Here is a 13682-nt window from a genome sequence, read left to right as displayed (position 1 = left end):
GTGTGACCTACCAGTCCGACAGCAACACATCGTCCTCGACTACCGGGGCGGTCGCGAGAGCTGAGTCGAAAGCGGTTCTGCGGAGCTCAGCCTCCGAAGGTGTCGGCCGGCTTGGCGCTCCAGTCGTACCGGGGCAGGCGTTCGCCGAGGTCGGTGAAGAATCGCTCCTGGGTCCAGAGTTCGTGGTTGCCGATGACGCACAGTCGCCGTTTGGCCCGGCTGACCGCCACGTTCAGGAGGTTTGGCCGCTTGGCCGCCCATGTCCGGGCGCCGGGAGTTCGTGGGTCGGTGCCGAGGACCAGGATGACCACGTTCGCTTCCTTGCCCTGGGTGGTGTGGACGGTGCCGACCCGGCCCGCCTTCATGAACGGCCGGCTCGTCCAGCGGGCCCCGGCGACGACGGCCCGGAACGGGCTGATGACATACGCCTCCTGGTCGAGGTCGATCCCGTGGTCCCGGAGCTTCTTGAGCATGCTGTGCAGCGCGAGTCCCTCCTCCGGAACCCAGTGGCCTTCGAAGTGCGCGGAGGCGACGTGCACCCAGGAGCTGCGCGGCGGGTAGGCGTACGGGTCGGGGTAGTGGGTGCCGTTGACCATCAGGCCGTCGTACGCGATGGCGTTGCTGACCGTGAACATCGGGTTCTCGCAGCGGCAGTGCACCCGCAGCGGGGCACCGACCCACACCTCCGTCGATCCGTCGGGGAGTCCGGCGGGCAGCGTGGTGCCGTAGCGGGTGACCCGGTCGGCCACCTGCTGGACGGAGGTCCAGCCCGGCTCCTTCGCGTTCCACCAGACCCCCGTCTGCGACTCGTTCCGGTAGGAGGAGAGGAGGTGGGACAACCCGTGGCCGGTCTCCTGCCAGCCCTTGCCCTTCACCGGCGGCAGGTCCGGCCCTTGGGGCAAGGCCTGGTCGTCGGGCAGGTACTTGCCGTGCCACAGGCGGTTGACGAAGGCGATCCGGTTGGTCTTGTTGCCCAGGTGGGCAGCCACCGTGCCCCAGGCCGATGTGCCCTTGAGCAGCCGGATGCCCTGCTCGACGAAGTAGTCCACCTCGTCACGCCACTTCGGTGCCAGCGCGGCGCGCGCGGGGATCTCCTTGGAGATGTTCTCCACCGCACCGTTGTTGGCCGAGGCCACCACCATCTCGAAGCCCGTCAGTTCGGGCCGCAACGGGTACACCGTGCGGGTGTGCTCGCCGCTCTTCCACCTCAGTGGGGTCTTCAGGAAGGCGTCGGACGGCATGCGCAGATCGGCGAGGGCCCGCGCTCGTTCGACGATCCGGTCGGCGATCGCGTCGCGCAGCATGGTGGACTTGCCGGTCCCGGGCGGGCGTTCACCGAGAACACCCCGCCTTCACGGGCCAGTTCGGCGTGGGTCGTGTTGACCGCGAACTGCTGGCTGAGAGCCAGCGGATGCTTGGCGGCGGCCCGCCGGGGAGCGTCCGGGCTCGACCCTCTCCAGGGCAAACTGCGGGCGCTCGCGGAGGTCGATCCGCCGGGCGATCGAGCGCCTCGCCCAGCGGGAAGAGCCCGCCGTAGACCACGTGCTGCCAGACGAACCCCGCTGGCAGCGGAACCCGCCCGAGCTGGTGCCCCTCCTCCCAGGGAAGCCGCCCCGCACCGTCGAAATCGTAGATCCGCTCCCGGTCGTTCGGCGCCGGCACGGTCTGGGCGCTGAACAGCTCCACCGCGCGCCAGAACTCCACCACTGCCGCCGACCACTTGCCCCCGGCTGCCATTCCATCTCCCGAATCGTCGCTACCGCACGACGGGGACCTCATCCGCACGCGGCAAACGCGGAACCTATGCTTCCTCCGGCGGTCACGAGGATCGGTCCGCCTCGAACAACACCTGCTGAACATCGGGGTGGGCGAGTGCCGGAGGGGGCGTCCTAGTGGTGCCGACCTGATGGTCCTTGAGCGTGATCCCCAACTCGTCGACCCACGCTTTTCGGCCGTTCCAGTTCACCCCCGCCAACACACTGGCCGCTGCCGAAGGGCTGTCGAAGCAGTGGTCCTTCATCAGCCGCAGGTGCTTCCCGTCATTCGTCTCCACAAGGATCCCGTCCTCTATGAGCTCTCGGCGCAGCCGCAGGTAGCTACGCGAGAGACTTCTCGCCTCAACCTTCCCCTCCGCTCCGGCTCGAACGAGGAATCCGTCGGAACGCTCGGAACCCCAGCAGTCCGTTCCCGTAGCCTTCAGGCGGTACCGGACCGCCTCCGTATCGGGCTCGGCAACCACGCCGGCCGCCTCTTCAAGACCAACCGCGCCCAGGACTCCCATCAAGAGCAGGACGTCTTCGAAGAGCCTGCCGTAACTGGGACGCATCTCTGCGCGCGGCTCCTTCGGGGCAGGGACTTCCTTGTTGTCCACGATGGCGGTACCGATGCTCATGGAGTGGCGGATCAGGCGTGCTTCGAGATGGGCCACGTGGTTCTCGGTGAGCCTGTCGTTGTGAGAGGTGAAGGCGAAGCCCTGGGTCCAGAAGTCCTTGTCCCGTTGGTGCTCGTCGAGTCGCTCCGTGAGGACGCGGGCTCTTCCCATGTAGACGCGCTGCTTGCCTGGCTGCTCGGCATCGGGCCCTTGGACCAGGTAGACGCCCGTCCTGGACAGCTCCGGGCGCATACGGGCCTTCGCGTAGTCCGCACGTCCGAACGCCACGCAGAGGCAGGCGCGCTCCACGCTCGTTGCGACCCGGATGCCTCCCGGACGCCCATCCGCCAACGCGATCTCTATGAACTCCTCGGTACTGGTCACGACCGAAACGATCGCACACAATCCTTGTCGACTGAACACCCCAGATCACCGGTTCAGCAACTCCACGCCTCCCACCGGAACACCGAAACCGTCACCCGCAGACTCGGCCACCCGACCGGACCCGCGAAGCAGAGATCCCGCCCGGTTTCCCGGGCGGGATCTCGTTGTCTGGGGATTCGCTCAACAGCCTTCCCAGCTACGTGAAGACCTCTTCTCGAATGCCGTGTCCACAACTGCTTTCCGTCGCTGAGGACGACACTCGGGCATCCAGATCACCCCTGGTCGGCTCGCCCCGGCCGCTGTCCGTCCGCCCCTGGCGATCCAGGGGACAGCTGGTGGCCCCGTGCTCGGAATCCATCCTCGTCCCGATGGAGCCATACCCGGGCGTTGCGCCAGGCGATATCGAAATCGATCACCTCCGGGGCTTGCCGTGCCAGACGCCAGGCCAGCCAGCTCGAACGCGGGTCGAGCAGCCACCGCAGCAGGGCGGTGGTCATCGCACTGCTTCCGGGGCCTCGTCCCCGGACATGTCGGCCGACACCTCGACGCTGCCTTCCAGCTGGTCTGCCAGGTCCGGCTGGCCGACCGCCCGCAGGTAGCGGGACGTGAAGCTGATGAGGAAGCGTCGCTGATGCGTGTGCTCGAAGCGGGAGAAGAAGGTACGCATGATCTCAAGGACTTGACGGTCGGACGGGTCGTGGGACGGTGCGCGGACGGTGGCGAGGAACTGCGACAGGTGGGTCAGCGCGCCGAACAGTTCCTCCCGAACGCCCTTGTCGGTCAGTTTGAAGTCCTTGACCAGGTCCGCCCACGGGCCCGCCGCAGGCATGGTCAGCGCCGCGCCCAGGACTGCCGGATCGGCCAGGGCTCGTGCGCGTGCTCGGGCCGCCTGGAGGAAGACGGTGTCCTCCAGCTGTTGTTGCCGGCATGCCTGCACGAGCCGGTCGGTGGCTGCTGCGGCGCCGCTGTCCAAGGTGATGGTGATGCCTGCTCCCAGGTCGTGGCCTGGGTGGCCGGCCATCGGGCGTGGGCCCGCGAGGTTATCGGCCAACGCGTCCTGTGCACCCGGCAGGTCTGCCGGGTGCAGTTGTGACGCGACGTCGGCCGCGGCCCTGCGCAGAGTGCCCCGGACGAGTCGGGCCAGTGCCGAGTGGTCGTGTCCGGGGATGTGAACCGGATAGGTGGTGGCGGTGATCCGCGCGCTGAAGGCGATGTCCGGATAGCGGCTCGGCAAAATTGCCGGGAAGGCAGTCACTTCACGACGCAGTGTCCGCCGCTGCGCACGGGTCGGTTGCTCTCGGCTCACGGGTGCTCCGGTCTGGCCGCAGGGAAGCGGCGGTCGAGTAGGCGGCGCCGAAACTCCCGCATGGCCTTGGACTGAGTTTCCGTTTCGCGGCCGACGGCGACGGCTGCGACCGGGTCGAGCCCGACGCGGCCGTTGATGACCTCCTCTATCAGTTCGAGGACCTGATCCGCCGGCAGGCACCCCTCGATACTGGCCTCCGCCCACGCGGTGAGGGTGTTCTCGCAAGCCCGGGCGTGCGCGGTGTGCGACACGGTTGCGCCCCAGCAGGCGACGAGCTCATCGGTCACCGACTTGTCGTGGACTGCGGCGCTGAGAAGCAGTTCCACGGGGCGGGCGTCAGCCGTGATGTCAGCCAGAGCAAGGAAGGCCCTTCTACCAGCGCGAGCCCAATTCGCTCCTCTCGGCCCCGAGCTACCAGACAAGCCGATCCAGTCGGTGACAGCCGCCCAGGTCTGGGCCAGTTTTCCGTGCTCGTGGACCAGGGCGCGAAGTGCCCGGCCCGCTTCCTCGTTGGCCCGGTCGTCGACGTCGCGGCCCAGGACGTGCCGCAGGCGCACCAACGCCTGGCCGGGGAACTTCGCGGCGAACGGGCCCTGGCACACTAGCGCGGCAACCCTTGCGACCTCCGGGTCGCGGCTGGGCGCCCAGCTCTCCCGCAACTGCTTGCGGATACCCGCCCCCAGAACCGGGTGCTGAGCCGCAACGGACAGCATCCGGGCGGCGGGCTCGCCGCGGCTGAGCGCCGCCGCGGCTTCGCTGCCGCGGACAGTGGGGTTGGGCAGGACGCTGCTGTCGTTGTAATCGGCCGCCAGTTTGGCCAACAGGTCGGCGATGGCGTCGAGTCGGGGAGCCCCGATCTGTCCGTCTGCCGTGATCCGGGCGATCCACTTGCGGATGTGGATCTGCGCCTCGTCTAGTTCGTTCCAGATGTGTCGCAGGACCGCGTAGCCGAATCCGGGCCGGTGCGCGAAGGTGACCTTGTTGTCGACGGTCTCCGCTCCACCGGCCCGCAGCCGACTGCCCAGGTCCATGCCCGACAGTGCGCTGCGGACGCTGGTGTCCACCGTATCGCCGAGCAGGTCGCGGGCCGCCTGGTTCACCTGTGCGGGGGCAAACCCGTCCAGGAGGACCGCGGCAAGCAGCAGTGCGCGGTCCTCGGGGCGGTCGGTGGTGCGCACGAAGAAAGCCGAGACGTAGTCGCGCCACCCGGTGAAGCGTTCGACGGCGGCGGCAAGCTTGCCCTCGTCCCCGGCGGCTTCGGCCAGCAGCCGGGCGAGGTCCGCGGCGTCCTGCGGGTGCATGCCGTCGGTGATCAGGTGTCTGAGGTCCTGCTCGTTCTCCTTCAACTCGTACTCGGGATGGAGCCGTTCGGCCAGGCCCGTGCACTGGTGGAGGAAGCTCAAGTGCGTGCTGACCAGACTTCTGGGCGCGGCGGGCCGGGCCAGCACCGCAACGTCCGCCTCGTGGCCGGTGGTGGGCCAGCCGTTCTGACCCGCGATCACGACCAGACACGATCCCACCTGCGCCAGGAGACGGCCGTGCCCGGCGAGTTTGGCCGGCATGTCCTTGGGCCAGTCGGCGATCTCATCGCGGACATCAAGCAGGTAGCCCCGGTTCGGTTCGACCGGCAGCAGGGTGACGTCCGGCGGGTCCCAGTCCGGCGTGACCTGTCCCAACCGTAGCGGCGCAGCCCCCCGCTCGCGGTTCACCAACAGCAGCGCCCGGACAGCGGCGGCGTAACGGCCACTGCCGTCGTGCCCGGTGACCACTCCGAGGCCGCTACCGCGCGAAAGTACGTCCCGCAGCTCTTCCGCAGCGCCGCTCCCCCGGCCGTCCGCCCTGACCCATGCCTTTCGCACCGCCTCGACCACTTCCGGCGCCACCTCATGAACAGGCAGCAGCGCCTTCTCGTGGATGTTGACCACGGTCACCAGGCTCGCCGCACCAGCCGCCTGGGCCTGGACAACCACAGACCGCTCGTTTCCTGACGCGTTCTGGCTCCCGAGCCCCTCGTACTCGGCGCTGGCCTCCGGCTGCAGTTGCACTTCCGTCACTGCCCGGGCCGTCCGGAAGCGGTGATAGATCCCGTTCCGGTGCTCACGTTCCCACCGGCCTGGATGATCACGCTGCCCTTGTTCCCATTGGCGCTCATCCCCGCACTGCCACCCTCGCCCGGGCCCCAGGCCGCAATGAGTTCCTCAAGCTCCGTGGCGATGTCCCGGTGACTCGACAGGTACGCCCCGAGCTGCCAGAAGCACCGATCCCTCAACGCCTCCTGCGCACCCTCGCGCCCCGTTCCGACCTGCCCCGCAGCACTGTCGAGTTCGGCCAACTGCCGCTGGACGTCATCCGATTCGCCCCTTCGCCGCAGGAAGCCGGCGAGCCGTTCTCGGACCAACGCCCAGCCGGAGAGCGCCACCTCTGCGGCCAGCGCCTCGGAAGCACGCGTTGCCAAGTCCGTCACATCGATGTCGATCACACTCATCCCCCACCACTCGTACGGCCCGCCACCGGGCCGCGCCACGAAAGAATGCGAACGATGTGTGATGCCGCACAAGCGGAACGTGTAAATAGGCCAGTTCTCGCTCCTCCCACTTGGGCGTCGTTCCTTGCGCAGCCGCATTGCCGTTCGATTTTGCCGCAGCAGTTAACAGCGCCTCCAGGCATGTTGTTCGGAAATCCATCGAAGATCACTGTTCGAGTCCACACGTGCGAGGCCGAACCTGGCCCCCGCCTGCAAACTGGCGGATTGTTGACGGCCGTGCCCATGGCCGCCCGATGGCGGTCGACAGCGCAGAGCCGGTTCGCCCCTCAACTGCCAATAATTGCGTTCCCCCACCTCACAGGAGGCCCACGAAAACGGCAGTTGACCTGCAGATCGCAGGTGCTGATGGGCCAGGACTTCACATCCGCTGCCGCTCCGCATCTCCTTGATCGCTTACTAACTTCAGCTCGTCGGGTGACTCTGCACAAAGCTCATGACGGACCTGAAGCAGTGGCTGTACCCACGGTGTGTGAGATGTGCGGACAGGGGCGGGCTGGCCACCACGGGACGGCTGCGCCGGGAGTCGGTGCGGGTGCAAGCCCCCGCGCTGTTCAAGCAGGAGGTCAAGCTGGCGGGGGGCACCTGCGGCCGAGTTCGACGTCGGCTTACCAGTGGCGCCGGCTGTAGCTCGGCGGAGGAATCGAAGCACTTGCATCACGCGCCACGGGCGGACCGCAGTGCCGCCCGCGCTCTCGCGTTACCTGGAGAAACTCGCCGCGTCCCTCGCTGTGATCAGTAGGTCCAGGTGGAGCCGGTGCCCCGGTACTCCTCGACGGGGATGGGGTGAACGCCGGGTCGCATGCGGTCGGTGTAGAGCAGGCCGTCGAGGTGGTCGATCTCGTGGGCGATGAGCCGGGCCAGGCCGCGCTCGTAGACTGTCACGGTCTTGGTGCCGTCGAGGCTGGTTGCAGTGACCTCGATCCGCAGCGGGCGGGGGACCAGCCCGCGCACGTCGAAGAAGCTCAGACAGCCCTCGTAATGCTCATCGGCTTCCTCGGATACGTCGGTGACGCGGGGGTTTAGCAGGATGATCGGGTCGGCGTCCGGGTCTGGCGGGAGGACGAGGGCGGCGGCGCGGTCGAGGCCGATCTGCGGTGCGGCGAGGCCCATGCCCTTGGCGAAGGAGTGGACGCGGCCGATCCGGTCGACGGCGGCGAAGAGTTGGTCGATGACGGCCTGGGCGGCTTCGCGTTCGGCGGGCAGGTCGAACGGGGCGGCGGGGCGGTGAAGGATGTCGGCGCCCTGCTGGACGACGCCGAGGTTCTGCATGTGCTGGCTGGGCCGCACCTCGATCACCTGAACTCCTTGGTGGATTACTGCTGGTGGGGGTTTCGGAACCGCCATTCGAGGCGGAAGCGAGCGTGCAGGGTGGGGTCGTCGGTCGACCAGGTGAAGGTCCGCCGGCCGTCGGCCTCCCTTCGCTCGGGTGCGGTCCGCAGCGGCACCGCCTCGGCGGTCATCGAGGTCTCGGTGCCCCAGACGACCGGGTCGAAGTTCGCGGGGAAGTCGAGGCGGACCAGGAGGTGCTCGGTGGGCAGGCGGACGGCCCGCTGGAACCAGTGGCCCCACTTGTCCTCGGTGACGCTGTAGGCGTACTCGATCCAGGTCGCGTCACCGGGGTAGAGGGGGAAGCGTCCGTCCTCGTTCTCGAACAGCAGCCACACCTCCTTGAACGCGTCGCGGTCGTGCTTGGCCTGCCAGCGCATCGCCTCGCCCTCGCATTCGGCGGCGAGCGCCAACTCGTCCCAGATGAGGGGGTGTTCACGGTAGTGGGCGTTGGAGCGTTCCGGCTCTCCGGGGTAGCGGTCGACGGAAATCCGGATCAGGTAGCGGGTGATGGGCTCAACTCCGGTGTTCCGCAGGCGGCGACGCATGGTGAGCCGGTAGGCGGAGCCGTCGAAATAGAGCCGAGCCTCGTCGTGCTCGACGACCAGGGCGGAGCCGGAGGCATACGGCTGCTCGGTCCGACGCGGGGCCGGCGGTTGCTGCGCGCGGGTGCGGATGCGGACGCTGTCGAACTCCGTCCAGCGGCGCCGGATCGCCTTACCGGCGTTCAGCACCTCGTCGGCGAGGCGGGCGAACTCCTCGGTCGGCCGGTGGCGGCCGGACTCGATGTGGCTGACATAGGACGGATCGAAGCCCATCTTCTGGGCCAGGCCCCGCATGGACAGACCCCGTACCTCACGCCAGTAGGACACTTCTGCGGCGAACGCCTCGGCGGCCTGCTCGACCGGATCGGCTTCGGTCGTCCCGGTCATCCCGCGCTCGCCCCCAATGAGTGATGAATGAACCGTGAGTGATGGTATTTCAGCATCCCGTCACCGGCCCAGCCCCCGCTGTCCTGGAACCCGCAGCCGCCCGGACCGGGTGGCGCGAGGCGAGGCGACGGAGGCCCTGATGCCGAAGGTGCTGTACCTGCTCAACATTTCCAACCCGGACCGGCTGTCGGCCGACTCCGGCTGGGTGGTCGCGGACACCCTGTTGCCCGCGCTGGTCGACGCCGGCACGGAGGTGGTCTTCGCCGCCCCGGCCCCGGTCACCGACCGGCGGGTCGGCTTCGTGCCGACCACAGTGCCGGGCACGAAGTACCGGGCCCGGTTCGACGGCGACATCGCGTTCCTGGCCGACCTGCTGCGGCGGACCCGCCCGGACGTGGTCGTGGCCAACCAGGTCGAGTCCGCGCCGCTGGTCCGCGCCGCGATGCTGGAGGCGGGAAGCGGTGCCGTCCTCGCGGGCTACTGCCACTACCTGCCGTTCTCCTTCGACCGCGCAGACTTGGTGCTCGACCCGTCGTTGAACGACGGCGGCCTCGGACGCCCGGTCCTGCTGACCTTCCTCGCAGGGGTGGAGGCCCTGAACCGGGTGCTCGTGCACTCTGAGACCGCCGCCCGCTGGCTCACCTCGGCGGCCGGCCGGGCCGGGCTGGAAATCGGGGAGAGGCTGCGGATCGTGCCGCCGCCGCGCGACCCCGCCCTGGTCCGCGACGGTGCCCCCGGCCCGGCCGACGGGACCCCGCTCAGCGCGGTCTACAACCACCGCCTGTACGCGCACTACGGCACCGAGGAGTTCGTGCGGCTGGCCACCGAACTGGCCTCGCCCGCCCTGCGGTTGACGGTGATGGACCTGTTCGGCAACCGGCGGGCCGGCCGCACCGCGCTGGACGCCAGCCCCGAGCGGTTCCGCGACGCCCTCGCCGCCCTGCCGGGTGTCGAGGTGGCCTCCGACGGCGGCGACCGGGGCCGCTACCGGCAGGTGCTGGCCGCCGCCCATGTCGGCATCGCCCCGTACCGGCCATCCTGCCCATGGTCGTTGTCGGTCATCGACTGCCAGGCCATGGGCCTGCCAGTGATCTCCCCCCGCCTGGGCTGGATGGCCGAGCACGTCCATCCCGACCTGCTCTTCGACACCCCCGCCGAGGCCGTGAAGATCACCGCCCGACTGACCGGCGACGCTGCCTTCTACGCCGACCACTCGGACTACGCCAGGGCATCCACGGAGTCCCTGGCCCCCGCGGTGATCGCCGCCCGCTACCTGGAGGCCGTGGCGTGACCGGCTTCGACGCGGTGTTCCTGTCCTTCGACGAGCCGCTGGCATCCGTGCTGCACGCCCGCACCGAGCGGGTGCTGGGCTGGCCGGTCAAGCGCCTGCACGGCGTCTACGGGATGCGCCGCGCCTACCGGCTGTGCGCCGACGCGGTGGACTCGGAGGCGTTCTTCCTCGCCGACGGCGACTTCGAGATCGACGACCGCTTCGATGCGTCCGCCGTCGCGCCGCTGGCCGAGGGGGTGGCGATGCGGGTGTGGCAGGCCGTGAACCCGGTCAACGGGCTGACCTACGGCTACGGCGGCATGAAGCTCATCCGCACCGCCGCTCTGCGACAGATGGGCGAGGCCTTCGACGTGCTCGCCGCGTTGCCCGGGAAGGTGGAGTTCGCCAAGGTGGTCGCAGGGGTCACCAGGTTCGACCAGAGCCCGTTCCACGCCTGGAAGGCGGGCTTCCGCGAGTGCGCGATGCTCACCCGGGGCTGCGAGTACGGGACCGCGCCGGCCGACGCCCGGTTCCGGATCGCCTCCTGGACCGATCGGGGGGATGGACCGTACGGGGAGTGGGCGGTGCTCGGCGCCCGCGAGGGCGTCTCCTTCGCCGACTCCGAGCACCGCACAGAGGCAGCCGGGTTCGACTTGATCAACGACCCGGCCTGGCTGCACCAGCGCTTCCACCAGGCCCACGGCGCTGCCCTCCCCGCAGGTGCCCGATGACGGGTCAAAAGCGGCTCGTGCTGATCGAGCCGAGAGCGGCCGGACACTCCCCACGGGTCCTCGCAGCCCTCGCCACCGCCGCCCCCGGCCGGGCGGTGGCCGTCGTACTCGGCGGCACCGACCGTGAGACCGCCACCGCCGTCACCCGGGCCGGCGCCTGGCTCGTGGACCGCCCGGTCGGACCCGCTGCCCGCGCCCTGTGGTCGGCGGCGCGGGCCACTGGTGCCCTGGCGTCCGCCGCGATCCGCGCCGCCCGGGCGTGCCGACTGCCCCGGTCGGTACGCCGGGTGCCGCACCAGGTCACCCTGCTGGCCCGGTGCCTGGCCGAGGCGGCCCACCTGGCCACGGCCCGCGTCGTGCTGGCCGGCGAGAGGCCCGGCGCGGTGGTCGTGCTGACCGCCAGCGAGGCCCTGCATCACACCGCCGCCCGCCTCGGTGGGCTCCCCCATCTGCGGTTCGTCCACGAGGTCTCGACCCTCCCCGCCCGATGGCTCCGACGCCTCGACCGGCCCGGAGGGCCCGCGGTGCGGGCACTGTGCCCGACCGGCGGAGTCCGTGCCGACGTCACCGCGAACGCGCCACACCTCGACGTGCAGGTACGGCCCTTCGCCGTCATCGGCCCGGACGCCCCGGTGGGCGAGCAGGAGCGGAAGCTGGCCCGAACCATGTTCGGCATCCCACTGAGCGAGCAGACCGTCGCCCTGGTGGGCGGCTGGTGGCCGCACAAGGACATCCCCACCATCGCCGCCGCGCTCGCCCGGCTGGATCGGCCACTGCACCTGCTGGTCGCCGGGCACCCGCTCGACATCGGCCTGCTGGAACGGATTCGGGCACTCGGGCACGTGCGACTGCACCTCATCGACCGCCGGGCGGAGGAGACGGAGATCCGGACCGTGCACGCCGCCGCCGACCTGGTCCTCGTCTCCCGCCACCGCGGAGTGGCTAAGGAATCCGGACTGGTCACGGACGCCCTCCGCTACCAGGTTCCGCTGCTGGCCTCCGACCACGACCCCCAGCTCACCCGCACACTGGCCGGCTGCGGCTGGGCCCGGCTGTTCACCGCCGGCGACCCCGACGACCTGCTGCACGCCCTGAACACCGCCCACCTCAACGCGCCCCGTAGGCCCGGCCCCGACGACGCCAGCGCACTCGGCCTGCCCACCGCCCAGCAGCAGACCGCATACCTCACCGACACCTACACCCGGCTCACCGGCGAAGGAGACCCGACCTGATGCCCCTGTCCGCCCCGCCGCTGATCTCGGTGATCGGCCCCGTCGAGCCCGAGCTGCTGACCGCCTTCGCAGCCCACTACCGCACCCTCGGCGTCACCCGCTTTCACCTCGCCTTCCACTTCCCCGACCACGTCACCGACGACCGCCGCCAGGCCCTCCACGCCGCCTGCAGAAACCTCGGAATCACCCCCGAGGTCGTCAGCACCGGGCCGTGGCACGAGAGCGTCAACGGCGCCCTGCGCGACGAACTCCGCTGCCGGGCCGGGGACGGCTGGCATCTGCTCGCCGACTCCGACGAACTCCAGACCTACCCGGCGGGTACCGCCGCCGCCATCGCCCAGGCGGAATCGGACCGGGTCGGCACCGTACGCGGGCTGATGCTCGACCGGGTCACCGCCGACGGCTCCTTGACCGGCTTCGACACCGCCGACGATCTGGACGCGGCGTATCCGCTGGGCGGGTTCGTCACCCACCGCGTGGTCCGGGGCGACCCCCGCAAGATCGTCCTCGCCCACTCGTCCGTGCAAGTCGCCTCCGGCAACCACCGCGCCCCCGGCCACCGACCGGTCAACCGGCCCCCGATTGTCGTACACCACTTCAAGTGGCGACACGGCATCGCCGCCGACATCCGTCGACGCGCCGAGCACTACGCGACCGGGACTTGGGAGAGCCTCGGCCCGGCCTGCCACAGCGAGGCCCGTCGGGTCCTCGCCCACCTGGAACGGAACGGCGGCCGGATCGGCGTGCAGGCGCTCGGGCTGCGACCGGTCACCCTCGCCGCCGCCCCCGACTGGTGGGCCGGGGAGGCCCAGCACATCGTGGACACCTGGCTCCCGCCGGCCAGGCCGCTCGGCTAGAACGAACCGGGCTCGACGATCTCCTCGCCCTCGTCCTCGGGGACGTCGAACCGCTCGTAGAAGTCGTCCAGCGCACTGGCCGTCACGGTCAGCGCGTTGGCGTCGTCCCGCCGGTTGCGCTCCTGCAGACGCCGCAGCAACTCATCCTTCGGGACGGGGAAGTACAGCAGCCGCCACCGCCCGCCGGCCTCGGCGACCAGCTTCTTCCACTGGTCGCGGTCCTGGTGGAGCCACAGCCCGTGGTCAAGCACCACGTCCTGACCGGCAGCCACCAACTCGGCCAGGCGCTCGCGGACCTCCGCGACCACCGGAGCCTCCAGCTCGAAGTACCGGTGCTCGGGATAGTCCACCCCGTAGCGGCCGTGCCGAGCGTGCACCAGCTCGTCCACCGACAGCCGCACCGCACCCGCCGACTCCAGCAGGCGGGTGGCATACGTGGTCTTCCCGGAACCGGTCAGCCCGACCAGCAGAAACACCGTCGGCGTCAGACCGCCGGACGCCGCGCCAGCCGCTCCCCGGGGCCCCACCGACACCGTCGGACCTGCAGCTGCACAGAAGGCGTTCTCATCCACGCGATCCATCGTCCTCCCCTTGCGCGGCGACCGGGCACGATCGGTGAGAACAGCGCGACGGGTACCGAGGAGTCCGGCGGACGGGCCCACCACTGGGCCAGGCCAGACCGTCTGCCTCGCCAGCTCCCCGGCCACGCACCGCTCTACTTCCGACGC

The 13682-nt window shown here is 69.9% G+C and carries 12 protein-coding genes; 4 read left to right on the top strand and 8 right to left on the bottom strand.

Annotated elements, in window-relative coordinates; translation table 11 throughout:
* Nucleotides 1-86 precede the first annotated feature (86 nt).
* The 7 genes from ACFYST_RS23705 to ACFYST_RS23675 form a co-directional block, all read right to left on the bottom strand.
* Nucleotides 87-1304 carry a DEAD/DEAH box helicase gene (locus tag ACFYST_RS23705; RefSeq protein WP_387865250.1) on the bottom strand — a complete coding sequence of 406 codons (1218 nt, stop codon included), beginning with the start codon at nucleotides 1302-1304 and terminating at the stop codon, nucleotides 87-89.
* Nucleotides 1305-1819: 515 nt separating this feature from the next.
* A complete protein-coding gene (locus ACFYST_RS23700) occupies nucleotides 1820-2755 on the bottom strand; it encodes a GIY-YIG nuclease family protein (RefSeq protein WP_387865247.1) in 936 nt (311 codons plus the stop codon).
* A 493-nt stretch (nucleotides 2756-3248) separates the two neighbouring features.
* Nucleotides 3249-4061, bottom strand: coding sequence for a hypothetical protein (locus tag ACFYST_RS23695; protein WP_387865245.1), 813 nt, complete (start codon nucleotides 4059-4061; stop codon nucleotides 3249-3251).
* Entirely contained in the window at nucleotides 4058-6106 is a 2049-nt protein-coding gene (locus ACFYST_RS23690) for a hypothetical protein (protein WP_387865243.1), read from the bottom strand. Before ACFYST_RS23690 ends, ACFYST_RS23695 begins: the two co-directional genes overlap by 4 nt.
* Nucleotides 6107-6111: 5 nt before the next feature.
* Complete coding sequence (locus ACFYST_RS23685) at nucleotides 6112-6546, bottom strand: hypothetical protein (protein WP_387865240.1); 435 nt, start codon at nucleotides 6544-6546, stop codon at nucleotides 6112-6114.
* Nucleotides 6547-7338: 792 nt separating this feature from the next.
* A complete protein-coding gene (locus ACFYST_RS23680) occupies nucleotides 7339-7902 on the bottom strand; it encodes a peptide deformylase (protein ID WP_387865237.1) in 564 nt (187 codons plus the stop codon).
* 17 nt (nucleotides 7903-7919) lie between these two features.
* A complete protein-coding gene (locus ACFYST_RS23675; RefSeq protein WP_387865234.1) occupies nucleotides 7920-8864 on the bottom strand; it encodes a helix-turn-helix domain-containing protein in 945 nt (314 codons plus the stop codon).
* A 139-nt stretch (nucleotides 8865-9003) separates the two neighbouring features.
* Here ACFYST_RS23675 and ACFYST_RS23670 point away from each other — a divergent pair, with 139 nt between their 5' ends.
* The 4 genes from ACFYST_RS23670 to ACFYST_RS23655 are packed head-to-tail and all read left to right on the top strand — an operon-like array spanning nucleotide 9004 to nucleotide 12954.
* Nucleotides 9004-10155 (top strand): glycosyltransferase, encoded by a 1152-nt coding sequence (locus tag ACFYST_RS23670; RefSeq protein WP_387865232.1) that lies wholly within the window; start codon nucleotides 9004-9006, stop codon nucleotides 10153-10155.
* Nucleotides 10152-10865 (top strand): hypothetical protein, encoded by a 714-nt coding sequence (locus tag ACFYST_RS23665; RefSeq protein ID WP_387865229.1) that lies wholly within the window; start codon nucleotides 10152-10154, stop codon nucleotides 10863-10865. The genes ACFYST_RS23670 and ACFYST_RS23665 overlap by 4 nt, the downstream gene beginning before the upstream one ends.
* Nucleotides 10862-12097: a hypothetical protein gene (locus tag ACFYST_RS23660; RefSeq protein WP_387865227.1), complete on the top strand. Its 1236-nt coding sequence runs from the start codon at nucleotides 10862-10864 to the stop codon at nucleotides 12095-12097. Before ACFYST_RS23665 ends, ACFYST_RS23660 begins: the two co-directional genes overlap by 4 nt.
* Complete coding sequence (locus ACFYST_RS23655; RefSeq protein ID WP_387865224.1) at nucleotides 12097-12954, top strand: hypothetical protein; 858 nt, start codon at nucleotides 12097-12099, stop codon at nucleotides 12952-12954. Before ACFYST_RS23660 ends, ACFYST_RS23655 begins: the two co-directional genes overlap by 1 nt.
* On the opposite strand, the gene ACFYST_RS23650 is transcribed toward ACFYST_RS23655, so the two are convergent.
* Complete coding sequence (locus ACFYST_RS23650) at nucleotides 12951-13526, bottom strand: AAA family ATPase (protein ID WP_387865223.1); 576 nt, start codon at nucleotides 13524-13526, stop codon at nucleotides 12951-12953. The genes ACFYST_RS23655 and ACFYST_RS23650 overlap by 4 nt on opposite strands.
* Nucleotides 13527-13682 lie beyond the last annotated feature (156 nt).

It is taken from the genome of Kitasatospora sp. NPDC004614 (genome assembly GCF_042873675.1).
Taxonomy (GTDB): domain Bacteria; phylum Actinomycetota; class Actinomycetes; order Streptomycetales; family Streptomycetaceae; genus Kitasatospora.
Note: the sequence above shows the minus strand (reverse complement) of the source record. Positions and strands in the feature narration are given on the sequence as shown.